The 24585-nt window shown below is 61.2% G+C and carries 21 protein-coding genes; 14 read left to right on the top strand and 7 right to left on the bottom strand.

Features of this window, described 5'->3' with window-relative positions; translation table 11 throughout:
* Window positions 1-16 precede the first annotated feature (16 nt).
* Together otsA and C0Z18_RS23835 are read left to right on the top strand one after the other, a co-directional pair.
* Complete coding sequence (gene otsA / locus C0Z18_RS23830) at window positions 17-1393, top strand: alpha,alpha-trehalose-phosphate synthase (UDP-forming) (protein ID WP_102647918.1); 1377 nt, start codon at window positions 17-19, stop codon at window positions 1391-1393.
* Window positions 1394-1590: 197 nt separating this feature from the next.
* Window positions 1591-2676, top strand: coding sequence for a glycosyltransferase family 4 protein (locus C0Z18_RS23835; RefSeq protein ID WP_102647919.1), 1086 nt, complete (start codon window positions 1591-1593; stop codon window positions 2674-2676).
* Window positions 2677-2772: 96 nt separating this feature from the next.
* On the opposite strand, the gene C0Z18_RS23840 is transcribed toward C0Z18_RS23835, so the two are convergent.
* Complete coding sequence (locus C0Z18_RS23840; protein ID WP_102647920.1) at window positions 2773-3372, bottom strand: BPSL1445 family SYLF domain-containing lipoprotein; 600 nt, start codon at window positions 3370-3372, stop codon at window positions 2773-2775.
* Window positions 3373-3503: 131 nt separating this feature from the next.
* Window positions 3504-3947: a hypothetical protein gene (locus tag C0Z18_RS23845; RefSeq protein WP_102647921.1), complete on the bottom strand. Its 444-nt coding sequence runs from the start codon at window positions 3945-3947 to the stop codon at window positions 3504-3506.
* 48 nt (window positions 3948-3995) lie between these two features.
* Between C0Z18_RS23845 and C0Z18_RS32785 the strand changes: the two genes are divergently transcribed.
* From C0Z18_RS32785 to C0Z18_RS23885, 8 genes are all read left to right on the top strand, one after another.
* Window positions 3996-4205 carry a hypothetical protein gene (locus C0Z18_RS32785; RefSeq protein ID WP_146014089.1) on the top strand — a complete coding sequence of 70 codons (210 nt, stop codon included), beginning with the start codon at window positions 3996-3998 and terminating at the stop codon, window positions 4203-4205.
* 114 nt (window positions 4206-4319) lie between these two features.
* Window positions 4320-4598: a hypothetical protein gene (locus C0Z18_RS23855; RefSeq protein WP_102647923.1), complete on the top strand. Its 279-nt coding sequence runs from the start codon at window positions 4320-4322 to the stop codon at window positions 4596-4598.
* 256 nt (window positions 4599-4854) lie between these two features.
* Entirely contained in the window at window positions 4855-5826 is a 972-nt protein-coding gene (locus C0Z18_RS23860; RefSeq protein ID WP_102647924.1) for a sugar ABC transporter substrate-binding protein, read from the top strand.
* A 412-nt stretch (window positions 5827-6238) separates the two neighbouring features.
* On the top strand, window positions 6239-7267 hold the full coding sequence (locus tag C0Z18_RS23865) for a LacI family DNA-binding transcriptional regulator (RefSeq protein ID WP_102647925.1): 1029 nt from the start codon (window positions 6239-6241) through the stop codon (window positions 7265-7267).
* A 155-nt stretch (window positions 7268-7422) separates the two neighbouring features.
* Window positions 7423-9327 carry a methyl-accepting chemotaxis protein gene (locus C0Z18_RS23870; protein WP_102647926.1) on the top strand — a complete coding sequence of 635 codons (1905 nt, stop codon included), beginning with the start codon at window positions 7423-7425 and terminating at the stop codon, window positions 9325-9327.
* Window positions 9328-10062: 735 nt separating this feature from the next.
* Complete coding sequence (locus C0Z18_RS23875) at window positions 10063-11985, top strand: PrkA family serine protein kinase (RefSeq protein ID WP_102647927.1); 1923 nt, start codon at window positions 10063-10065, stop codon at window positions 11983-11985.
* 134 nt (window positions 11986-12119) lie between these two features.
* Window positions 12120-13388: a YeaH/YhbH family protein gene (locus tag C0Z18_RS23880; protein WP_102647928.1), complete on the top strand. Its 1269-nt coding sequence runs from the start codon at window positions 12120-12122 to the stop codon at window positions 13386-13388.
* Window positions 13385-15070, top strand: a complete 1686-nt coding sequence (locus C0Z18_RS23885) for a SpoVR family protein (RefSeq protein ID WP_102647929.1) — start codon at window positions 13385-13387, stop codon at window positions 15068-15070. Before C0Z18_RS23880 ends, C0Z18_RS23885 begins: the two co-directional genes overlap by 4 nt.
* 20 nt (window positions 15071-15090) lie before the next feature.
* Here C0Z18_RS23885 and C0Z18_RS23890 read toward each other — a convergent pair whose 3' ends face one another.
* A complete protein-coding gene (locus C0Z18_RS23890; protein WP_102647930.1) occupies window positions 15091-15753 on the bottom strand; it encodes a phosphoribosyltransferase in 663 nt (220 codons plus the stop codon).
* A gap of 81 nt (window positions 15754-15834) precedes the next feature.
* Window positions 15835-16578 carry a 2OG-Fe(II) oxygenase gene (locus C0Z18_RS23895; RefSeq protein ID WP_102647931.1) on the bottom strand — a complete coding sequence of 248 codons (744 nt, stop codon included), beginning with the start codon at window positions 16576-16578 and terminating at the stop codon, window positions 15835-15837.
* Window positions 16579-16816: 238 nt separating this feature from the next.
* Here C0Z18_RS23895 and C0Z18_RS23900 point away from each other — a divergent pair, with 238 nt between their 5' ends.
* The 3 genes from C0Z18_RS23900 to C0Z18_RS23910 all read left to right on the top strand — a co-directional run bounded on the left by C0Z18_RS23900 (window position 16817) and on the right by C0Z18_RS23910 (window position 19879).
* On the top strand, window positions 16817-17371 hold the full coding sequence (locus C0Z18_RS23900) for an AidA/PixA family protein (RefSeq protein ID WP_102647932.1): 555 nt from the start codon (window positions 16817-16819) through the stop codon (window positions 17369-17371).
* A gap of 181 nt (window positions 17372-17552) precedes the next feature.
* Window positions 17553-18110, top strand: a complete 558-nt coding sequence (locus tag C0Z18_RS23905; RefSeq protein WP_102647987.1) for an inclusion body family protein — start codon at window positions 17553-17555, stop codon at window positions 18108-18110.
* A 353-nt stretch (window positions 18111-18463) separates the two neighbouring features.
* Window positions 18464-19879: an ISNCY family transposase gene (locus C0Z18_RS23910; protein ID WP_102647988.1), complete on the top strand. Its 1416-nt coding sequence runs from the start codon at window positions 18464-18466 to the stop codon at window positions 19877-19879.
* 318 nt (window positions 19880-20197) lie between these two features.
* Here C0Z18_RS23910 and C0Z18_RS23915 read toward each other — a convergent pair whose 3' ends face one another.
* Window positions 20198-20470 (bottom strand): hypothetical protein, encoded by a 273-nt coding sequence (locus C0Z18_RS23915; protein ID WP_102647933.1) that lies wholly within the window; start codon window positions 20468-20470, stop codon window positions 20198-20200.
* 868 nt (window positions 20471-21338) lie between these two features.
* On the opposite strand from C0Z18_RS23915, the gene C0Z18_RS23925 reads away from it, so the two are divergent.
* Entirely contained in the window at window positions 21339-22586 is a 1248-nt protein-coding gene (locus C0Z18_RS23925; protein ID WP_102647934.1) for an MFS transporter, read from the top strand.
* A gap of 149 nt (window positions 22587-22735) precedes the next feature.
* Here C0Z18_RS23925 and C0Z18_RS23930 read toward each other — a convergent pair whose 3' ends face one another.
* A complete protein-coding gene (locus C0Z18_RS23930) occupies window positions 22736-23212 on the bottom strand; it encodes a DUF2269 family protein (protein ID WP_102647935.1) in 477 nt (158 codons plus the stop codon).
* Window positions 23209-24474, bottom strand: coding sequence for an SDR family oxidoreductase (locus tag C0Z18_RS23935; RefSeq protein ID WP_102647936.1), 1266 nt, complete (start codon window positions 24472-24474; stop codon window positions 23209-23211). Before C0Z18_RS23935 ends, C0Z18_RS23930 begins: the two co-directional genes overlap by 4 nt.
* Between the last annotated feature and the right edge of the window lie 111 nt (window positions 24475-24585).

Consider the following 24585-nt stretch of genomic DNA (forward strand, 5'->3'; position numbering starts at 1 on the left):
CAGCACCACTACCACCATGGGTCGACTCATCGCCGTATCGAATCGCGTCGCAACGCCTACCGAGACCAAGGGTTCGGCGGGCGGGCTTGCCGTCGGTATTTACAGCGCCCTGAAGGACATGGGCGGCGTATGGTTCGGCTGGAGCGGAGACGTGGTCAGCGAAACGGTAGCCAACGCCGGACCGACGCTCAAGCAAGAGGGCACCGTTACCTTCGCGACGGTTGGCCTAACGCGGCGCGACTACGATCAGTACTACCGCGGCTTTTCCAATGCGACGTTGTGGCCGGTCTTTCACTACCGCAACGATCTCGCGGGCTACGAACGCGAGGAATACGCCGGCTACCGCCGCGTCAACGCCTGGCTCGCGCATAAGCTCGTCAAACTGATCGAGCCGGACGACATCGTCTGGGTGCACGACTATCACTTGATTCCGTTCGCCGAGTCGCTGCGCCGAGAGGGCGTGACCAATCGCATCGGCTTTTTCCTGCATACGCCGTTTCCGTCGCCGCAGGTGCTGCTGAACATTCCGCCGCACCAGGAACTGATCAAGTCGCTCTGCTGTTACGACTTGCTCGGCTTCCAGACCGATGCGGATCGCCTCGCTTTCCACGACTACATCGAGCGCCATGCCGGAGGGACGGTCAGCGCGGAGGGCAACGTCGAGGCTTACGGGCGCCGGTTGCGCACGGGCGTCTATCGCATCGGCGTGTTTCCCGATGAAATCGCGGCAGAGGCGGAGCGTAACGAGAGCCGTCAGCAGGTGCTGGAACTCAAGCACAGCCTCGAGGGACGCAAGCTCATCATGAGCGTGGACCGCCTCGATTATTCGAAGGGGCTCATCGAGCGGTTCCGCGCCTTCGAACAATTGCTCGAGCATGCGCCTGAATGGCGCGGGAACGTCACGTTCGTTCAGGTCGCTCCGCCGACCCGGGCCGACGTCGAGAGTTATCAGCAAATCCGGCAGAAGCTCGAATACGAGGCCGGGCGTATCAACGGCCGTTACTCGGGACTCGATTACACGCCGATTCGCTACCTCAACCAGCGTTTCGCGCGTTCGCAGTTGATGTCGATGTGCCGTGAGTCGCAAGTCGGGTTCGTGACGCCGCTGCGCGACGGCATGAATCTCGTGGCGAAGGAGTACATCGCCGCTCAGAACCCCGACGATCCCGGCGTGCTGGTGCTCTCCGAGTTCGCGGGCGCCGCCGCCGAGCTGTGCGCCGCGTTGATCGTCAATCCGCACGACATCGCCGGGATGTCGGAAGCCCTCGAACGCGCGCTGTCGATGCCGCTCGAGGAACGCAAGCAACGTCACGAAGTCAATATGGCCGTGCTCAGGCGCAACGATCTGGGCGTCTGGCGCGATACGTTTCTGGCCGATTTACGCGCGGCCTGAGCCTGTTTCGCGACTGTAACAACCCGCAGCAAATGAAAGCGGCGCGGTATCGGGGGCGTGTCGTACCGAATAATTGAAGCCGTGGCGCCGCAATTCGAAAAGCTGGCCGGCCGAAGCCGGCTTGGCGCCCCCGAGTAACCGGCCGGACCGGGATGAAATTTCATCCACCGAAGGTCCCCTTGCATGGAGTCCATCGAATGAAGATTGCTCAGATCGCGCCGCTGACCGAGTCGGTGCCACCGAAGCTTTACGGCGGCACCGAGCGTGTCGTCTCCTACATCACCGAAGCGCTGGTGGATCTGGGGCATGACGTCACGCTCTTCGCGAGCGGGGATTCGAAAACGAGTGCCAAGCTCGAAGCGGTGTGGCCGCGGGCGCTGCGGCTCGATCCCGCCATTCGCGATCGCATCGCGCCGCATATGTTGCTCATGGAACTCGTGCGGCGCCGGGCCGAGGAGTTCGATGTCCTGCATTTCCATATGGACTACTACTCGTTTTCGCTGTTCAAGCGGCAAGACACACCGTTCGTCACCACGCTGCACGGGCGGCTGGATCTGCCCGAGCAGCAGCCCGTGTTCGATACGTTCAACACCGCGCCCGTCATTTCGATCTCGAACGCCCAGCGCCACCCGATGCCGCAGGCGAAATGGCTGTCCACGGTGTACCACGGTTTGCCGGAAGCGCTCTATACGCCCCAGCCCGTGGAGCAGAAGTATCTTGCGTTCCTCGGCCGCATTTCCCCCGAGAAGCGCGTGGACACCGCCATTCGGATTGCCGCGCATTGCGGGCTACCCATTCGGATTGCGGCGAAGATCGACGCGGCGGATCGCGAATACTTCGAGCGCGAGATCAAACCGCTGTTCGATTTGCCGCACGTCGAGTTCATCGGCGAGATCGCCGACGACCAGAAAGCGGCCTTTCTTTCGGGCGCGCATGCATTGCTGTTTCCGGTCGATTGGCCGGAACCGTTCGGGCTCGTCATGATCGAGGCGATGGCCTGCGGCACCCCCGTGATCGCGTTCAATCGCGGCTCCGTGCCGGAAGTAGTCGACGAGGGTCTGTCGGGCTTTATCGTCGAAGACGAGATCAGCGCGGTGGCAGCCGTCAATCGACTGCATACGATTCCGCGGACGCGTGTGCGGCAACGCTTCGAAGAACGTTTCACGTCGCATCACATGGCGCGTCAATACATCGAGGCGTATCAGGCCGTGATCCGAGCACAGAAGCGCTCGCGCTTCAAGGTGGTCGACTCGATGACGGGTGCGGGAACGGCGGGCGCGTAAGGGCGAAAGGCGAGCGAAGCCAAGCCCGTGTCCGAGAGTGTGCAAGCGGCGCGCTGCCGACGGTAGCGCGCCGCTTCTCGCTTGGAAGGCCGTTGGTTAGATATTGAGCCGGGTGATCTTCGTGCCTTCGAGCGAGAGATCGCCCATGAGGCCCGCATTCGTCATCACGATCACTTCGACAGGCTTGGTGGCCGTGGTCGTATCGATGGCGCCGTTCGCGCCCATCTTCAGCACGGCGACCGAGGCGTCGCCGCCCGCCGACCAGCCGTCACGCGAGCGGAACGAGTTCAACGCGTCGTCGGTCATGAAAAGGAAGATGACCGCCTTCGATTGCGCGCCGGCCTGCAATCCGAACGAGCCGGACACGGTGTTGTAGTAGCCGACCGTTTGGCCGCCTACGCGCAACGCGCCTTCTCCGTATTGCGCCCCGACGACGAAGCCCGCTTGCAGTACCTTCGGGAACACGAGCACGCCATGCGCTTTTTGCACCAGCTCGCGCGAGCCGGGCACTTGGGCGTACAGGCGAGAGAGCGTCGCATCGACGCTCGAGTTGATCTCCTGACGTTTCGACACATTGCTGCCGGGGGTCGAGCCAACCGGGTTGCCGTTATTCGTGGTCGCGGTGCAGCCGGCGAGGGCAAATGCGCCGACCACGACGGCGGCGGCCGCTTTGCGCATCAAGTATTGTTTCTGCATGGACTCTCTCCGTTATGTTCCGTCGGTCAAACCGCTCGACGGCGGGTGGACGAAGCGTGATGTCACACAACGCAACGAGAGCCGAGCATGGTGCATGCCAGGGCCGGGCCCGAATTTGCACGGCGCGCCGCTCAGTGCTGAACCGTTCGCTTGACCACGGGAGGGCGCCGTAGTGCGCGCCGAATGCCGGCCACGAGCACGCCCACGGCGAAGATGAAGGCTGCCGGCACGACCCAGTAGCCCACGAAGGCATGCCACAGATAGAGGAAGAGGGTGCGGCGGCGCAGCGCGTATTCGGCCTGCGCGTCATGCTGACGCTGAGCGTTCGCCGCCAAGACGTCCGCCGGGCAGCCGGCGGCGCGCGCCTCGTCCGGCTTGCCGCGACAGCGTGCGGCGTCGCCGGCGGCACGCTGCGCGTCGGTCAATTGCCACGTCGTCAAGGCGCGGTTGAGATCGACGACGTTGTACGACATTTCGTCCTGAATCTCGCGTACCGCGACGATCGCCACCGGGACTGCCCAAAAGACGATGACGACGAGCCAGCGTCTTACCCAGCGGTTGTGTCTCCATGCCATTTATGCCTCCGCAATGCACTCAAGCATCCACGATGAGACGGCGGCCCGATGGCTTATATCGTTGGGTTCTCGCGGGCCGTCTTGGCAGCCATCATAGAAGAAATGCGACGAATCGTCGCTCCTTATAAGAGCCAGTCCGATGAAAGGCGGCTCGGTACGGTCGCGGCGACCGGTAATTTCTTCAATCTTCCCGGCATTTCGGATCTCCGCGGCAGCCCGTCGGCGCTCGCCGAGCACCTTCGCGCGCGAAGTCGATAAAGGGAACGCCTCTTGCATCGATGCGTATGACCGTTAGCGGTCAATTCACGGTGTGGGGCCCGAGGCCGCCGTTGGCGCGGGACAGACAGTCTTTCTTCCGATGGAGCGTCCGTCATGGCCGTACCGTTTTCCGAGCAATACAAGGGCTTTGCGATCGGGGTGCAGGCGCTTAGGCGCGCGAAGGAGCCGGACCAATCGGACGACGCGCCGCGCCGGTTCGACATCGTCGTGACCATCACGCGCAAGGCGAGCGGAGATCGAGCGAAGCCGGAGATGTTCGGTGTACCGGAGCACGCCCCGCTCGACGATCAACTCCAAGCGCATCGCATCGGCGTGCAGTACGCACGCGACATCATCGACGGCAAGGTGGACGGCACCTCGCTCGAGCCTTAGTTCAACCGTACGACGAGTCCATGGCAAGCGCGGCACGCACGATCGGTTCGCGTACGCGTTTGCCCGGCGGGCACGGCTCGAGGCCGGTGCCCGTCCTTGCGCATTGGCGCGGATGAGTCCAGCATAGGCGATCCCCGGTTCATCGCGGGGAACCCGGTCGGTCGTCGCATCGAGCGATGACGCACCGCGGGAAGTCGCCGGCGTTCGACCCGAAAAATCACGGCTCGCCTCGAGCCGAATAAGAAAGGAGAACCTTATGCTGCACCGCACCCGCCGCCGTATGCTAGTTGCCGCCGCCGCGCTCGTGTGCACGGCGCTCGCGCCGCTCGCCTCGAGCGACGCGCTGGCTCAAGGCGCGAAGAAGCCGAAAGTCGCCCTCGTCATGAAATCGCTGGCGAACGAGTTCTTTCTGACCATGGAAAACGGAGCAAAGGACTATCAACAGCACAACGCCGCGAAGTTCGACCTCATCACGAACGGCATCAAAAACGAAACCGATACGGCCGCCCAGATCAATATCGTCGAGCAGATGATCGACAGCCACGTCGATGCGATCGTGCTTGCGCCGGCCGATTCGAAAGCACTCGTTCCCGTCGTGAAGAAGGCGGTCGACGCCGGCATCATCGTCGTGAACATCGACAACCGGCTCGACCCCGACGTCGTGAAGTCCAAAGGGTTGAACGTCCCGTTCGTCGGCCCCGACAATCGCAAGGGCGCCGAGAAAGTCGGCGACTTTCTGGCCAAAAAGCTAAAAGCCGGCGACGAGGTGGGTATCGTCGAAGGCGTGTCCACCACCACGAACGCGCAACAGCGCACGGCCGGCTTCAAAGATGCGATGCAAAAGGTCGGAGCGAAGATCGATTCGGTCCAGTCGGGCGAGTGGGAGATCGACAAAGGCAACGCGATCGCCTCGGCGATGCTCAATCAATACCCGAACCTGAAAGCCCTGTTGTGCGGTAACGACAACATGGCGATCGGCGCGGTCTCGGCGATACGCGCAGCCGGCAAACAAGGCAAGGTGCTCGTGGTCGGTTACGACGATATCGATGCCATCAAGCCGATGCTCAAGGATGGGCGCGTGCTCGCCACCGCCAACCAATACGCGGCGAAGCAAGCCGTGTTCGGCATCGATACGGCGCTGAAGGCAATCGAAGAGCATAAGAAGCAGTCCGACCTGTCGCAGGTGGTGGAAACGCCCGTCGACTTGGTGACGAAGGCTTCAAAGTAATTTTCCAGGCTCTAAACGGCGCGCTCGGCGCGTTTTACCAAGGCGCTGCGCGACGTCGCGGCGTTCGCTTCGGGCAGCGGCGCTCAAGAAAGCTCGCGCCGCTGCCGTTATCCTCCGACATAAGCGTCATTGTGACTCGCCGGTACTACCGGCGCTTTGCCGCGCTGGTCGCATCGCAATGCGTGCGCTCTTCTCGGCGTTCGGTTCGCACTTGCCCATCTCGCAGAGGTCGAGCCGGAGCATTGCGCAGTTCGCTGTCCCGTTCCGTCGGCGCGGGCGATACTGAGTCGCGGAGCGAAGGATCCGGTTCGGAAAAACGCGCGGGGAACGCGGCGGATCGGCGGTATGAATGGATGGGGTAGCTGCGGGCTGGTTGCGCCCGCACACAACAACAAGCGAGAGAGTATCGGTAATGGCGACGATCAAAGATGTGGCGGCCATGGCCGGCGTGTCGTTCACCACGGTGTCACACGTGGTCAACAATACGCGTCCGGTGTCGGCCGACGTGCGCACGAAAGTCGAGCGCGCGATCGCGCAATTGAACTACGTGCCGTCGGCGGTCGCCCGATCGCTGAAGGCGCGCTCGACGGCGACGATCGGGCTCGTCGTGCCTAACAGCACGAATCCGTATTTCGCCGAATTGGCGCGGGGAATCGAAGATGGTTGCGCGCGCCAGGGTTATTGCATGTTTTTTTGCAATTCCGACGACGATCCGGTGAAGCAGCGCAATTATCTGCGAATTCTGCAAGAAAAACGAATCGACGGCCTCATCATCGCCTCGGCCGGAGACGACGCCGTGCTCGCGAGCAGCCTCACGGATACGCGCGAGCCGCTCGTCATCGTCGACCGCAATATCGAGGGTCTCGCGGCGGATCTCGTCCAGATCGACCACGAACGCGGCGCCTATGTGGCTACGCGTCATTTGCTCGAACTCGGCCACGTGCGCATCGGCTGCATTACGGGACCGGTCGCCACGGCGGTCAGCGCGATGCGGGTGCACGGCTTCATCCGCGCCATGACCGAACGGGGCATCGATATCGAGCCGAGCGCGATCGTCGAAAGCGATTTTTCGGGCGAGGGCGGGCAACAGGCCGCCGGACAGCTATTCGACACCGTGCGGCCCACCGCCATTTTTGCCTGCAACGACATGATGGGCATCGGCGCGCTGCGCGTGGCCGCGGAACGCGGCATCCGCGTGCCGCAACACTGCTCGATCATCGGATTCGACGATATCGAACTGAGCAGTTTCACCTACCCGGCTCTGTCGACCGTCGGCCAATCCGTGCGTGCGCTCGGCGAGGCTGCCGCGCAAATGCTGATCGAGCGGATCAGCGGCGTGGTGAGCGGGCCCACTCGTCGCCGCGTGATCACGCCGCGTCTCGTGCTGCGCGAATCGACCGCCGTTTTTGCCGGACCCATGAACGCAGCCCTATGCGCATAAGGACTATAGATCCGCCCCTAATTCGTCCGATTAATTAGTTCTCCTCAAGTTCGATCCTTACCAGGCCGTAAACATCGGATAGGGCGCGCGCTTCCTTCGCAGCGTGCGGCGAACGGCGCGCCCGGACCTTTGGTTCTGAAAGGATGAACGCTCAAATGTTGAAGAACGGTATATCGATTAAAACGCGCATCGGCCTGGCCATGGCGTTTTTGTCCGCGCTATTGCTCGCACTCGGCGCGCTCGGATTGTCGGGTATGAGTAAGGCGAGCAAGGCGGCGAGCGACATCTATCAGAGCCAGATGCCAAGCGCGGTCGCCATCGGAATGGCGGAAAGCTACGCGGCCCGCGAGCGCCTAGCGCTCGATCGCGCGGCGATGCACGCCGGCCAGGCCGACGAAACGAAAAAGAACTTCGATCGTGCCGCCGTGCTACGCGAGCGTTCCGACAACTGGTGGAAAAAATATCTGGCATTTCCGCGCGATGCCGACGAAGACAAACTCGCGCAAGACGCTTCCGCAAAACGCGACGCGCTGCGGCGGGGCATCTCGACCTACATGGACGCGATCAGTTCGAACGATCACGACAAAATCCTTAGCGCTGCCGACAGTCTACAAGCCGCGTTTGTCGCGCTATCGAAAAGCGACGACACGTTGAACCAGTGGCAATTCGCGCAATCGAAAGCCGAGTTCGAGCAATCGCAGTCGAGCTACGAGACATTGCGCGCGGTCACGCTCGCTTTGCTGGCGGTCGCGCTCGCGGCGGCGCTCGCTTCGTACTTGAGCCTGCGTTCGGCCATTGCGAGACCGCTCGCCGATGCGCTCGCCCAGTTCGAGGCGATCGCCGCGGGCGACCTGCGGCGCCCGATCGTGGTGCGTACGCGCGACGAAATGGGCCTGATGCTCGAAGGGCTGGCGAAGATGCAGCGCAGCCTGACCGATACCGTTCGTACCGTGCGCAGCGGTAGCGAATCGATCGCCTCGGCGACCAAGCAAATCGCCGCGGGCAATCTCGACTTGTCGGCTCGCACCGAAGAGCAGGCCGCGTCCCTGCAACAAACGACCTCCAGCATGGAGCGGCTGACCGGAACGGTGCGGCAAAACGCCGACAACGCGCGTCAAGCGAGCGCGCTGGCGGCCAACGCTTCGGAAATCGCCAACAAGGGCAACGAAGTAGTGGGCCAAGTCGTCGGTACGATGGGCGAGATCAACGATAGTTCCGCGAAGATCGGCGACATCATCACGATCATCGAGGGCATCGCGTTCCAGACCAACATTCTCGCGTTGAACGCGGCGGTGGAAGCCGCGCGCGCCGGTGAGCAAGGCCGCGGCTTCGCGGTCGTGGCCGGCGAGGTACGCGCGCTCGCGCAGCGCTCCTCCGGCGCCGCGAAGGAAATCAAGACGTTGATCGATACGTCGGTCGACCGCGTGCGCTCGGGCTCGGCCCTCGTGGGCGAAGCGGGGCGTACGATGGAGGAAATCATCGCGGCGGTGCAACGCGTGACGGACATCATGGGCGAGATCGCCGCGGCCTCGGAAGAGCAGAGCGGCGGCATCGGCGAAGTGGCGCGTGCCGTCTCGCAGATGGACGAAGTGACGCAGCAAAACGCCGCGCTCGTCGAACAAGCTTCGGCGGCCGCCCATTCGCTACAAGAGCAAGCCGACCGCTTGCGCACGGCCGCCGGCGTCTTCCAAATCGCCGACGAAGGTGCGGCATGGCGCGCGACGTCTCAGCACGCGGCAGCCCCCGGCAAAGCGCCGGCGCCGAAGCCCGTCGCGAAGCCCGCACCGGCCCGCGCGCCGCGCGCGCCGGCCGCGTCCGCGCTTAAACGGCCCGCGCTCGCGGCTACCCCAAGCCGCTCCAACGCGGCTCCGGCCGCGGCTTCGCCGACGGTCAAACCCGCGGCTGCCGCTTCACAGGCCCAAGCTCAAGCCGAGGCGAAACCCGTTGCTACGGTGACGAGTGCGACGCCCCCCGCAACGCCGGTCTCCACGCCGGTTCGCAAGAGCCCCGTGGCGAATGTCGCGAAGGCGGCCTCCGACGACGATTGGGAAACCTTCTAACGTACGCTGCTAAAGCCGCTACCCGAGTCTATCCCCGCGCGTCCGGCCACGGACGCCAATGAGCCCGATCGCTTCGATGCCGAGGCGATCGGGCTCGTCGTTTTCTTCTGCCCCTCAAAAAAACATCCGCAATCGCGTCATCGAAAAGGTGACGCCGTGCGTATACGTGGAAAGCGTGGACAGTGCGCGCGCGATTCGAATGGACGACGACCGGCTGGGTCACCCACGTTTCCGACCGAGCAGGCATCGCACGTGCGAAGGGGCGTTGAACGCACACCGGTCGCCACCGAGAGTGATCCCGAAACCGTGGGCCGATTTCAATGCGACCTTGGTGCGCCGATGTCAGCTCTCGCCTGTGCTCCGGTTACTCGACGACGGTGGGAATGCGCACCGGTATGTGAGAGGCGCGAGCGTGTTGCAGCGTCGGCGCACATAGCGGCATCGACGAGATGCGCGGCTCGCATCGGCGTGGTCTACGGTTGAGGCAATGAACGGGAGATCGAAGTTCGAAGAGCGAGTGCTCGTGGCGATATCGCTAAGGGGGCGAGCGAGAAGCAGGATGAAGATTGTAGGCCAGTGTGCTCGTATATCCAAGTTAGGGCACACGTGTAGGACGTTAAGCCACGTAGGTCGTGAAAAATAATTTAAAAGGGTTTAGGATGAATTCGAGCGAGGTCGTTTCGGTATAGCCACCAAGTAGACGACTTCGTCCGCAGACTTCGGCGAGGAGGTAGCATGGATATTTACAGCAGCTTCGCGACGCGCTTCGAGAAAACCCGGGAGGAGGAGTTCTCGCTCGAAGAGTATCTCGCGCTCTGCAAGAACGATCCCGCCGCGTACGCGTCGGCGAGCGAACGCATGTTGACGGCGATCGGGGAGCCAGAGCAGGTCGACACGCGCCACGACCCACGCTTGTCGCGAATATTCGCGAACAAAGTGATCAAGGTTTACCCAGCCTTCCGAGAGTTCTACGGGATGGAGGATGTGATCGAGCAGGTGGTCGCGTACTTCCGTCACGCCGCACAAGGGCTCGAAGAAAAGAAACAAATTCTTTATCTACTCGGTCCGGTGGGCGGCGGCAAGTCGTCGATCGCGGAACGGCTCAAGCAGTTGATGGAGCGCGTGCCGTTCTATTCGATCAAGGGCTCGCCGGTCAACGAATCGCCGCTAGGGCTTTTCGATTACGAGGAAGACGGGCCGATCCTCGAAGAGCAATACGGCATTCCGCGCCGCTACTTGAAGAGCATCCTGAGTCCATGGGCGGTCAAGCGCCTGCATGAGTACAACGGCGACATCCGCAAGTTTCGCGTCGTGCGCCGCTTCCCGTCGATACTGCGGCAAATCGGTATCGCCAAGACCGAGCCGGGCGACGAGAACAATCAGGACATCTCCTCGCTCGTCGGCAAGGTGGACATCCGCAAGCTCGAGCAATACGCGCAGGACGATGCGGATGCGTATAGCTACTCGGGCGGTTTGTGTCTCGCGAACCAGGGCTTGCTCGAGTTCGTCGAAATGTTCAAAGCGCCGATCAAGGTGCTGCACCCGCTCTTGACCGCGACCCAGGAAGGCAACTTCAAGGGCACGGAAGGGTTCGGCGCGATTCCGTTCGACGGCATCATCCTCGCCCACTCGAACGAATCGGAGTGGAAGGCGTTCCGCAACAACCGCAACAACGAGGCACTGCTCGATCGGATCTTCGTGGTGAAGGTGCCGTACTGCCTGCGCGTATCGGAAGAGATCAAGATCTACGAGAAGCTCATCCGCAATTCGTCGCTCGCCGAGGCCGTGTGCGCGCCGGGCACGCTGAAGATGATGGCGCAATTCTCCGCGCTCACGCGCTTGCAGGAGCCCGAGAATTCGAATCTGTTTTCGAAGATGCAGGTGTACGACGGCGAGAACCTGAAGGACACCGATCCGAAAGCGAAGTCGTATCAGGAGTATCGCGACTACGCAGGGGTGGACGAGGGCATGACCGGGGTGTCGACACGGTTCGCCTTCAAGATCCTCTCGCGCGTGTTCAACTTCGATACGAGCGAGGTAGCGGCCAATCCGGTGCACCTGATGTACGTGCTCGAGCAGCAAATCGAGCGCGAGCAGTTCCCACCGGAAACGGAGCAGAAATATCTATCCTTCGTGAAGGATCTGCTTGCTTCGCGCTACGCTGAATTCATCGGGAAGGAAATCCAGACGGCATACCTCGAGTCGTATTCGGAGTACGGACAGAACATTTTCGATCGTTACGTCACGTACGCCGACTTCTGGATCCAGGACCAAGAGTTCCGCGATCACGACACAGGCGAAAGCTTCGATCGTGCGGCGCTGAACGCCGAACTGGAGAAGATCGAAAAGCCGGCGGGCATCAGCAACCCGAAGGACTTCCGTAACGAAATCGTGAATTTCGTGTTGCGCGCGCGAGCTGCGAACGGCGGCAAGAATCCGGCGTGGATCAGCTATGAAAAGCTGCGCGTCGTCATCGAAAAGAAGATGTTCTCTAATACGGAGGAATTGCTGCCCGTCGTCTCGTTCAATGCCAAGGGTTCGGCTGAGGAGCAGCGCAAGCACGAAGACTTCGTCAATCGCATGGTCGCCAAGGGCTATACACCGAAGCAGGTGCGCTTGCTTTGCGACTGGTACTTGCGAGTGCGTAAGTCGTCATAACAGACCGTAGTGGGATGTGTCGCCGCGCTCGGGAATCGAGCGCGGCCTACGCAAGCGAGGCGCGCTGTGCGGGCATGAGGTCTGCGCCATGGAACGCCGTATCGCTTTCGTCAATTAAAAGCGGGAGACTGGATGTGCTTCATCAAATCATCGACCGCAGGCTGGCTGGTAAGAATAAGAGCATTGCGAATCGCGAGCGCTTCCTGCGCCGCGTAAAAGGCTACATTAGGCGGGCCGTGTCCGAAGCGGTTCGCGATCGCAGTATCAAGGACATTCAGAACACGCAGAGCATCACGATTCCGCGCAAGGATATCGCCGAGCCCCAGTTTCGCCACGGCCAGGGCGGCCGCCGCGAGCTCGTCCATCCGGGCAACGAAGACTATGTTCGGGGCGACAAGATTCCGCGGCCGAACGGCGGCAGCGGCGGCGGAGGTAGCCAAGCGAGCAACGAAGGCGAGGGCCAGGACGATTTCGTCTTCGAGTTGAGCCGCGAAGAATTCATGCAGTACTTCTTCGACGACCTCGAACTACCTCGGCTCGTGAAGACGCACCTGCTCGCCGTGCCCACGTGGAAGAACATCCGCGCGGGCTGGGCGGCGGAAGGCACGCCGAACAACATCGACGTCGTGCGCTCGCTGCGCAGCGCGCTCGGCCGGCGCATCGCGCTCGGCGCGCCGCTCGTCAATCAGTTGCATGAACTCGAGCGCCAGTACGAATTGCTCTCGAGCGAGCCGGGCGATCACGGCGAGGAACTGAAGCGGCTCGAGGAAGAGCTGCATCATCTGCGCGGGCGCATCTGGCGCATTCCGTTCATCGATCCGTTCGATCTGCGCTACGTCAATCGAGTCAAGCAGCCGCAACCGTCGAGCCAAGCGGTGATGTTCTGCCTCATGGACGTCTCCGGTTCGATGGACGAGCAGCGCAAGGATCTCGCGAAGCGGTTTTTCATCCTGCTTTATCTGTTCCTCAAGCGTAACTACGAAAAGATCGAGGTCGTGTTCATCCGTCACCATACCCGTGCGGAAGAAGTGGACGAAGACACGTTCTTCCATTCGACGGAAAGCGGCGGCACGGTCGTATCGAGCGCGCTCGAGCTCATGCGCAAGATACAGAACGAGCGCTATTCGCCGAGTGAATGGAATATTTACGGAGCGCAGGCCTCGGACGGCGACAACTGGACCGACGATTCGCCGAAGTGCCGCCGCATCTTGCAGGAGGACATCCTGACAAAGGTGCGGTACTTCGCCTATATTCAAGTCGCGCCCGAAGAGCAAAATCTGTGGCTGGAGTACGCGCAGCTCGCCATGACGGAACCGCATCTGGCGATGAAGAAAGTCGATGCCGCGGCCGATATCTACCCCGTGTTCCGGGAGCTGTTCGAAAAGCAGGTGGCGGCCTCATGAGTACTAAGCATTTGCATAACGAGTCGCGCGGCTATCAGCCGGAGCGCCGCCGCAAGGGCGCGCATGGACCGCACGCGCGCAACGAACAACAGACGAAACCCGAGCAGCAAGCCGACACCGGGGGACAAGCCCCCGTTGTGGCGCAAAGGGAACCCCGTATGAACGTCGCCGACCGCAGACCGTTACCGTGGCCGTCCGATTGGACATTCGAGTTGATCGAAGAGTACGACACGCACATTGCCCGCGTCGCGGAGCAATACGAGCTCGACGTCTATCCGATTCAACTCGAACTCATCAGTGCCGAGCAGATGATGGACGCGTACGCGTCCGTCGGTATGCCAGTGAACTATCGGCACTGGTCGTTCGGCAAGCACTTCTTATCGACGGAGAAGAGCTATCGGCGAGGCCAAATGGGGCTCGCCTACGAAATCGTCATCAATTCGAACCCCTGCATCGCGTATCTGATGGAAGAGAACACGATGACGATGCAGGCGCTCGTGATCGCGCATGCCGCCTACGGGCACAACTCGTTTTTCAAAGGCAACTACCTGTTCCGCCTTTGGACCGACGCACACGCGATCATCGACTACCTCGTCTATGGCAAGAACTACATCGCCGAGTGCGAGGAACGCTACGGCATGGATCGCGTGGAAGAACTGCTCGATTCGTGCCATGCACTGATGAATTACGGCGTGGACCGCTATAAGCGACCGCAAAAGCTGTCGCTCGCCAAGGAAGCCGCGCTGCGCCGCGAACGCGAAGCGTATCTGCAATCGCAGGTCAACGAGCTTTGGCGCACGCTGCCTTCGCATCACACGCCGCTCACCGAAGAGGAAGAAGAACGCTACCCACCGGAGCCGCAAGAAAACTTGTTGTATTTCGCCGAGAAGAATGCGCCGCTGCTCGAGCCGTGGGAGCGCGAGGTCATTCGGATCGTCCGCAAGATCGGCCAGTACTTCTACCCGCAGCGGCAAACGCAAGTCATGAACGAAGGCTGGGCGACGTTCTGGCACTACACGTTACTGAATACGTTGTACAACCAGGGGCTGCTCGAAGACGGCTTCATGATGGAGTTCTTGCATTCGCACAGCAACGTCATCTATCAGCCGCCCGTCACGAAACCGTATTACAGCGGCATGAATCCGTACGCGCTCGGTTTTTCGATGATGAGCGACATCCGCCGAATTTGCGAAGCGCCCACCGAGGAAGATCGCCGTTGGTTTCCCGACATCGCGGGCACGCCTTGGCTGCAGACGCTGCACTACGCGATGCGCAACTTCAAGGACGAGAGCTTCATCGCGCAGTATTTGTCGCCGCAGCTGATTCGCGACATGCGTTTGTTTTCGGTGCTCGACGACGATACGCGCGACGCGCTCGAGGTGTCGGCCATTCACGACGACAGCGGGTATCAACACGTGCGGCAATCGTTATCGCGCCAGTACGACATGCATCACCGCGAGCCCAACATTCAGGTTTGGTCGGTCAATACGCGGGGCGATCGCAGTCTCACGCTGCGTCACTTCATGAGCGAGAACCGGCACTTGGCCGGCGATAGCGACGAAGTCCTCAAGCATATGGCGCGGCTTTGGCAATTCGACGTCTACCTCGAGAGCGTCGACGAGAACGGGACGGTGCGCAAGCGCTACGATTGCCGTTATACGCCGCCGGCAATTCGACTATGACGAACGGCCAACGCGGCGATTCACCGCGTTGGCCCGTTTTCCCCGCCCCAAGCGCGCTGGAGCAGGGCGCGCACATCGTCGTCCGTCGTTTCTCCGAAATCCTCGTAGTGCTGGCCGACACTGAAGAACAGCGTCGGTTGAGCGAGACACACGAACGCATCGACGAGACTGCTGAATTCCGTTTCGATTCCGGCCGGTGCGACAGGCAGCGCCGCGACGACGCGTGCAGGATGGCGGGCGCGCAAAGCGAGAATGGCCGCTTTCATCGTGGAGCCGGTGGCGATGCCGTCGTCCACGAGCAACACGGTGCGCCCCTCGATGGGGGCGGGGGCTCGATTCCCTCGATAGGCCCTCTCTCGTCTCTCTAGCTCGGCACGCTCTCGGGCGAGCACCGCGTCGAATTGCGCTTGCGTGACCTGTGCCGCCTCCATCGTGTCATGTTCGACGTGCAATGCGCCGCCCGATGCGATCGCTCCCATCGCCAATTCCGAATGACCCGGCACGCCGATTTTGCGGACCGGCAACACATCGAGCTCGGCTCTCAGGGCCAACGCCACCTCGAAGGCCACGGGAACGCCCCCGCGCGGCAACCCCAGCACGACCGTGCGAGCGCCGGCTTCATTGCGCAGACGATCGGCGAGCATGCGCCCGGCCTCATGACGATCTTTGAATAGCGCGAACATAGGGCTGCCTATCGCAGATAAGCGGGACGGAGCCGCCAGGTTTCATTTTAGGAAAGAATCGAGAGACCGAGGGGGAGAGCGCTAGAGCGCATCGTGGAAAATGATGCCTACGGTATGGCGTCGTCCCGAGCGGATGCGGCTGACACCATGGCGTAAGTTGACGCGGTAAGGACCACGTGTACCTTGCACGGGACGCTGGCTGACCGCGAAGACGACGGCATCGCCCCGCGCGAGGGGAACGACTTCCGGACGCGATTGCATGCGGGGCCGCTGTTCCGTGAGCACGAATTCGCCCCCCGTAAAGTCCGTACCGGGTTCCGACAGCAGGATCGCGACTTGAAGCGGAAACGCGTGCTCGCCGTAAAGATCTTGGTGCAGGCAGTTGTAGTCGCCCGCGCCGTATTGAAGGATGAGCGGGGTCGGACGCTTTTGATCCGCACGATGACAGCGCTCGATAAATGCGGCATGCGTTTTCGGGTAGCGTACGGCGATGCCCATCACGTCGTTCCAACGGTTGGCGATCGGCGCGAGACGCGGGTATAGCGTGGCGCGCAGGGCTGCGATGAGGGGCGGGAGAGGGTAGGCGAAGTATTTGTATTCGCCTTGCCCGAAACCATGCCGGCTCATCACGATGCGGCTGCGATAGATCGACTCGGTTTCATAGAGTGCGGCCAGTGCCCGGCATTGGTCCGCCGTCAGTAGGCCCGGCAGCACAGCACACCCTTGCGCGCCTAGTTCAGACTCGATAGCGGGCCAATCGATGCTTCGGATTCTTTCGACAGTCGATTCAGCGCGGGTGGCTTGAGCGGGTTGGGCAATAGACATACTGGCTGTTTCTTGCGCGTCGTAAAAGTGTAGATATCTTGCAGCAGCGGGCAGCCCCTGGCCCACCGCACATTGCGGTTTCATTCCAGCCATGATCTTATCCGCCTCCAATGGCCGGTTTCGAATCCGCTTGACGCCTAATTCGTGCCTACGATGACTGCCGACTTTGACAGGTGCGTCCCGCTCGTTTGGGGCGCAAATTGGCGCATATCCGAGGAACGCGCGCGGGGGGCTCGGCATGGCAGCGGACATCGACAAGCCCGAGAAAACGGCCCGACTGAATGTGTTGGTAGTAGTCGACACAGCGTACGTCAAGTCGACTTACGGACCAAACGGACACACGACCGAGCCGCATGCCATTGGCAGTGAAGGGCAGTTCATGATCTGCCCAGGGGCACGGGCCGTCCATGCCCGAGGCGCACACGAGCTACGGTTGAAAGCAGGCATTGGGGATCGAGTGGCCGTGCGGGTCACCTCGATCTGCGCAAATGCCGGTGATGCGGTCATTGCCTATGGATTCACCCACGCCTCGGGAACGAAGGCTTTCGGACACTTCGAGCAGGTCGTGCAAGTCAGAGCCGGAGCCGTTAGGCCCGACCCCGATTCCCCCTATCGCAACGGGCTGCCTCCTATCGAAAGCGCGGCCGACTTTACTAGCTTCGACTCGATTGTAGTTAGGCGCGGCATAGAGCGGCTGCGCCTTGCTTTCGCGTTGTATGTCGTTTCCTCGAACGGACAGGCGCAACGTCCTTTTGGTTACTACGCATGGAATCCGACGATTTCAATTGAATAAGCCAACGCAGCTGGAAGCATCAATTCGGTTTATATCGAAGCAAATATTTAAAAACCATGGCCGGCACCCTGTTTACTTCGACAGGTACATTAGTCTGAGAATAATACAGAATTAACGATGACGGGGTTTGCGACGCACCGTCGTTTTTTTAATTAAATTCGTCGCGAAATAGGGGATGAACATGGCCGAAGTAACGTTGTCAGCAAGCTCGCAGGATATCAACATCCTGGTCGTCATCGACACGGAGTACATCAAGGCCGCATATCCAAATGGGAGCAAGGATCAAAACAACCCGACGGGTATCTCGCATGATCATCAGTTCATGCTCTGTACGGGGGCGCGTAGCATAATTCGGGGCCAAGGCACAGGAGACTTGGAGTTTTCGGCTTATCCGGGCGATCGCGTGTTATTCACCGGCGTGTCGATTTATGACAATTCGGACGATGCGGTGATCGTTTACAACATCCGACATTTTCAAGGAGATCAAGTATTCAATCAATTCAGCACGGACACGGTCGTCCGTAACGGCGCTGTGCAGCCGAATCCCGACTCCCCGAGCAGAAACGGTTTGCCGCCGCTTCAAAAGGCGTTAACGTTTGCAACATTCGGGTCGACAGTTCGGCAAAGCGGCAGAGAAGGATTCGGAGTTAGCTTTGGGCTGTACACGCTGGTCGGTGGCCAAAAGCAAGATCTGTTCGGCTACTACTGGTGGGACCCCTACATCACGGTTCCGGCGTAATCGCGCTGTGTCGCGTGAACTAGAGAAGTAAAGCCGCGGGCGTTTTAATTCGCGCGGGAGCGTGAGGAAATACGGTTTTGTGCGCTGGCTGCCGAGATTCACAGCCAGCGCACCGGGCAGCAACGGGCGTGGTTGCGCCGTGCTTGGCGCCGATCGGGTTGGACCGGCGGCGGCGGTTGGGTGGAAGCTAACTGTGCGAGTCGGGTTGGCTGAGATAATTTGACATAACATGAATTATCGAACTTTCTGGTGTAAGAGCTTTTTAGTAATGTCCGCTTCTGGCTACTTAGAAATGTCCGCTTTTGAGCAGCGTAAGCTATCCGGTCGCCGTGTTCCCGGTGCTGGAGGCCCAGATGGCTGCGACAGAACGGATCACCATGACGATGCGCGAGCTGGACAGATTCAAGGTCATTCAGGATGTGGTGGACGGCAAGCTCCAGCCATGGCGTGCAGCCGACCGGCTGGAACTGACGACGCGACAGATTCGCCGGCTGGCTGCCCGGTTTCGGGAACACGGGCCGGCCGGGCTGGTTTCTGGGCATCGAACCAAGCCCGGCAATCGTCGACTCGACGGCGAGCTCGCAGCCCGGGCGCTGGCGATCATCCGTGATCGCTACGCCGATTTCGGGCCGACGCTGGCCTGCGAGAAGCTTTGGGAGTGCCACGGTATCCGGCTAGCCAAGGAAACGGTCAGACGGCTCATGACGGAGGCCGGCTTCTGGATACCGCGCCGGCAGCGTCCACCGAAGGTTTATCAGCCGCGGGCACGGCGTGCATGTTTGGGCGAGTTGATCCAGATCGACGGCAGCGACCACCGCTGGTTCGAGGATCGGGCGCCAGCCTGTACGCTGCTGGTCTACGTGGACGATGCGACGAGTCGATTGATGCACGTGTACTTCACAGCGAGCGAATCGACCTTCAGCTATTTTGAGGCGACGCGCGCGTACCTGGAGCGTTACGGCAAGCCCCAGGCGTTCTATAGCGACAAGGCCAGTGTATTTCGCCCGACGACCAAGGGCGAAGCGGGCGTGACGCACTTTGGCCGGGCGATGTACGAGCTCAATATCGACACGTTTTGCGCGAACAGCAGTTCGGCCAAGGGGCGCGTGGAGCGGGCCCATCTGACGCTGCAGGACCGGCTGGTCAAGGAACTGCGCTTGCGGGGCATCAGCACGGTCGCCGAAGCCAATACCTGGGCGCCCTCCTTCATGGCTGCCTACAACGCGCGCTTTGCCAAGCCAGCGAAGAGCAGCTTTGATGCACATCGGCCGCTGCGCGACGACGAGAATCTGGACTTGCTGATGACGTGGCGCGAGACCCGGCGCGTGACGAAGTCGCTCACGGTGCAATATGACCGGGTGATCTATCTGCTGGAGGACACCGTGCCCAATCGAAAGCTGATCGGCCGCTATATCGAGGTGTGGGAGTACCCCGACGGGCGCATCGAGGTTCGCGCTGACGAGCGTGTGCTGCCATACCGGCAGTACGACCGGTTGGCCGAGATCGATCAGGGCGTGCTCGTTGAGCACAAGCGCCTGCGCCACGTGCTGCAGGTGGCGCAGGCGCTGCAAGCGCAGCGTGACGATCGACGCGCCTCGGGTTCGCCTTCGCGCGCGAATCGCGGTGTGGCTGTGCGCAAAGCTGAACGGGCGCCTGGTACGAAGAAACAGCGCGAATTCACGCAAGGCGATCTGAACGAGGTCATCGTGCAATTGAGCCCTTCTCAACCCTCGAAACCGGGGCGTCGGTCTGCCAGGGTGAGCACTTGATACGTCAGCGCCCTGCCCGTTCAAGCACCTGCCGTCTACGCTGCTTCTATCGAGAACCATGAGAACCGACGAACGGCGAACCCCGACATTTCTATTTAGCTGGAAGCGGACATTTCTATTTAGCCAGCAGGCGGACATTTGAATCCGGCTTTGACATTGGATGTAAGAGCAAAGTTGTCATGAACCGCCGGCATGAGAGACCACGACAGCATGACTACTCGTAAGCCGAGGATCCTTACGCGGCACAATGCCGCCTCGCTCAACGAATTCTTGTACTCAGCCACCTTGTAAAAAAGCCGCAGCAGCGGCTTTTTTTAATCAGTGCGCCGTCCGGCGAGTGGTGCGCCACAACACCGGTCCGCCGTAAGCGATCGCCAAAGCAATCGCAAAACTGGCAACCAACAACACGCCAACGACCACGTCTTCGTGCCCCTCAACGCCGACAGCGCCAAATATGCGAAACAAGGGACTCAAGACGACGTAGCCACGCTCGCTATACAGCCAACCCGGGATCGCATCGATCTTTGTTAGGCCCAAGAACACCGGAATCGTAAGCGCGACCGCAACTAGGCCAGATAACAAGCGTTTCATCGCACCTCCACCGTTCCATAGAATCTAATGGTCGTCCCGGGGATCGCCCTTGTCTCTTGCGACAGCAGGAAATCTCGCAGCTTATAAAACTTCGAGGATCGGGCTTCGCCTTGTACACCGCTCGCGTATGTGGACGATGCGACGAGCCGCTGATGGCGCTGCACTTTACGGCCACCGAATCGACCTTCGAGCCCGTTTTTGCCGGATAGCAGCGCCAAATATTACACACGGATCACGGAGGGCCCCAAAGACGAAAAATTCGCGATCCGCACAGCGCCTTCCGGAAACTTCGCAACGATTTCTAACTGCCCGCCCATCGCCTCGATATGCGATCTCAGCGTCGAGATATACATGTCCGTCCTCTGTTCTACTTGGCAATACCAGGGTGCTTTACGTGCAAAACGACGGCCAACGCCTTCTGCGAAAAGCCCCTCGCACGACGAAATTCACTCAGTGCCATTTCGTCGACCATTTTCTTTGCGCGCGCATCAACTCAAGCCCGCGCCTGCGGCGACATCTTGTCGCGCAACTCTGCAAACTTTTTGGCCATCATCGGCTCCCCTCATTGCTCAGTTGACCCAAGTGTTCGTCATATTAGTCGGCCATTAGGACGTCGACCTGCATCCATCGCGTATGCATGCCGGTTCACGAGGTCCGCACGCCGTATCCCGTGCTGTCCAACGTCAGCAAGATCGCGGGTTCTCCCATGCGCGGCCACCCTTCTCGCTCTGCATTCCCGTACGCACCGGACGACTAGATAAACGACCAAGCCCAGCCTCGCCTCAATGAAACCGCAAGCCACAGTTAGCCCGCATTCCCGCGATCGACCACGATAGGCCCAATCCATTATCCAAACGGGCGTCCCGACATGCCGATCCAAACCGCACTTCCCCCATCAGCCGCATCGTTACCCCGGGCCTTTCACCGGCTCGCCTGGTCCAACCTCGCCGCGCAATGCGCCGAGCAAATCGGCCTCGCGGCAACTCCGATCGTCGCCGTCTTCGCGCTTGGCGCAGGCGCCGGCCAGACCGGTTGGCTTCAAACCGCGCAGACCATGCCGTTTCTGGCGCTGTCGATCATCCTCGGCGTTTGGGCCGATCAAACCTCTCGTCAAAAGCTCATGGCCTGCGCCGAAGCCGTGCGCTGCGCGGCGCTGCTCGCCGTCCTGGCCGCACTCGTGGCCGGTCAGCTGTCGTTACCGTTGCTGGCGGTTTGCGGCTTCATCGGAGCCTGCGGCACGGTGGCCTATAAGGTAGCGGCACCATCGCTCATTACAGCCTTGGTCGAACGCGACGCGTGGGCCACGGCTAACGGCCGCATCGAGCTTGCTCGTAGTGTTGCGTACTCGGCGGGACCCGCGCTGGGCGGACTCCTGGTCGGCGTGGTCGGTGCCTCAGCCGCTTTCCTCGCGGCAGCCGCGCTGTCCGCCTCGGCAGTGTTTCTGCTTGCCAAGATCGGCGAGCCCGAGCGAGCGCCTGCCCTTCGGCGAAGGTTCCTCTCCGAACTGCGCGAGGGTGCCGCCTTCGTCGCCGGCAATGTCCTGCTCCGGGCCATCGTTGCGACGGCCGTCTTTTTCAACATCGGCTTCTTCGTCATTCAGGCCGTGTACGTCCCCTATGCCAGCCGGCAACTCGGGCTCTCAGCGACCGGCGTCGGCATCACGCTGGCGGCCTACGGCGCGGGCATGGTCGTGGGCGCCCTATCCGCACCGAAAATTTCGCGCTTGCTACCCTTTGGCCGGGTGCTCATCGTCGGGCCGTTGTGCGGGCTCGCCGCCTCGTTGACGCTGTGCGCCACCCTTCTCGTGCCTTCGCCATGGATCGCGGCCGCCGCCTACTTTCAACTCGGCTTCGGCCCGATCCTGTGGGTCATCAGCTCGACCACATTGCGTCAAGCAATCACACCCCAATCGATGCTCGGACGCGTCTCGGCCCTGATCAGCACCGCCACGTATGGCTCGCGTCCGCTTGGCGCCTTGATCGGCGCAACACTAGGCGGCGCGGCGGGCGCTCGTCCTTGCCTCGTCGTGGCGGTCGCGGCATTCGCCATCCAAGCGCTCATCATCTTGCGCTCGCCCGCCGCGCGCCTCGCCAAACTTCCCGATCACATCGAATAGCGGAGCAAACGCGGCTCAAGCGCGACCGGCTAGCGCCTTATCGAACGCCCCATCCGACCCATGCGAGGACCGCCGACAGTCGACCGCTCCAAGGAACAACGGCACGGTTAGACGAAGCCCCGCTCCAATGGCCGGCGCTGCGTGCCGCATCAAACCAGCGCCGGTTTGGTCACCATCAAAAAGTAGACGATGACCATGGCGACGAATGCCGGGTAGCCGAGCCATTCCCATGTCCGCGCGTAAGTCCAATACGTCAGCGGCAACGACGCATCGCCTCGCTCCGCGCAATCCGCGGCAATGCGCGTCATTTGAATCTGAATCCAGACAACAGGTAACCAACACAGCCCCGCAATCACGTAAAGCGCGACGGATGCAACCACCCATGGCGTGTTCCAAGGCCAGCCCGCGGTATGCACGAGCCACAATCCCGATATCGGTTGAAACAGAACGGCCGGTGTCGTGAACCACCAGTCGGCACGCACGACCAAGCGGGACACAGCGGCGATGGCTTGAACGGAACCCGTGCGGTTGATGAAGAACAAATAGAAAGCACTGCCGAATCCCGTACCGACAAGCAGTACCGAAGACAAAATGTGCAATGTCTTGACGAGCAAATAGGCATTCATGCCCGCGTCTCCTGGCTGAATAGAATGAAAAGAATCGCGAGAATCGGCACGTTCTTCAGAATCGGCGCGAACGGCTCGATCAGGAATTCGGGAAGTACCACCGCAATCAGAAGCGTGTAAGCGGCGATGAGCGTGGCCTGCACGAGCCAAAGCACCCTCCCCGGCTTGATCAACGTGGCCATGCCGAACGCGAGATCGAGCGCGCATGCGCCATAGAGCGCGACGTGAGCGGCAAAGCCGTGCAATCCGAATCGGCTCAATCGTTCGAGGCTCGCCGCTTGTGGGTACGCGACGGCACTCACGAACGCGGTCCCGATCCATACGATCGCCAGCGCAATGCGAAGCAACAATGCATGCCACCCGGCAAGCGCCTCGATTCGCGAACTGCGCGCTTCGCCGGCGCCGATAAATGTCTCGATACCGCGCGGTGTTCGCCCCAATGCCGTCGCGAACGGCCCCGGCGCTGCGGTATTTCCACGCTGCAGCATCCGCCATGTATCGGGCGTCAACATCGCGCCGGGCACCTTGGCACCGCAAGCCGCGCTAATACGCATCACTGCGGGCGCAACTCGCACCGAAAACGCAGCAGGCAGTCCCATCGATTCACGATAGATCTTCAACATCTCGCGATACGTCACCTCGGTGGCGCCTACCGCCTCGATACACGAGGATGAAACCGTGCCACTCGAGTTCAACAACTTTGCAACGAGATCGCAGAGATCGTCGATATGGACAGGTCTCAGAACTTGCTCGCCGCCCCCGGGTAGGAAGTGAACCGGCACGCTCGCCAAAGCGCGAAAAAAACGCGCCGACGTCCCTTGCGAGCCGTACACCAACGCAGGCCGAATGACATGCGCCTTTGCGGGGCCCTCGTCCGATAACAGAAACTCGTCGGCCCGGCACTTGCTAGCGAAGTACGGAGTCTCGCGCGATTGCGCGCCCAGCGCCGAGATCTGAACCACATGCCGCACGCCTTGCAGACGGCAGGCCGTGAACAGCGCAATCGGTGCCTCGGCGTGCATGCGCGCGAACGTCTGCGGGCCTCGCTCGACGATGATGCCCGCCGCGTTGACCACGGCATCGATCCCCCGCAGTTTGTCGAGCCAAGCTTCCACGGTGACGTCCGTGGCGTAGTCGATAGCGACGTCTCCCACGCGTTCGGCTCGCCGCACGCCGCGCACGACTTCATGTTCTTCGTCCGACAGTCGCCGGCAAATCGCACTGCCGATAAAGCCGCTCGCCCCGCACACCAAAACCTTCATGACGCGCTCCTACTTGGTTGGCGCCGACGTGAACCTGCCGTCGCGCGCGACATCCTCTCTATCCATTCGCTTTTACAGTTATTTCTGTAAAGAGAGAAATTACTATCGCAA

The sequence above is a fragment of the Trinickia dabaoshanensis genome, assembly GCF_002879885.1.
In the GTDB taxonomy this organism is placed as follows: domain Bacteria; phylum Pseudomonadota; class Gammaproteobacteria; order Burkholderiales; family Burkholderiaceae; genus Trinickia; species Trinickia dabaoshanensis.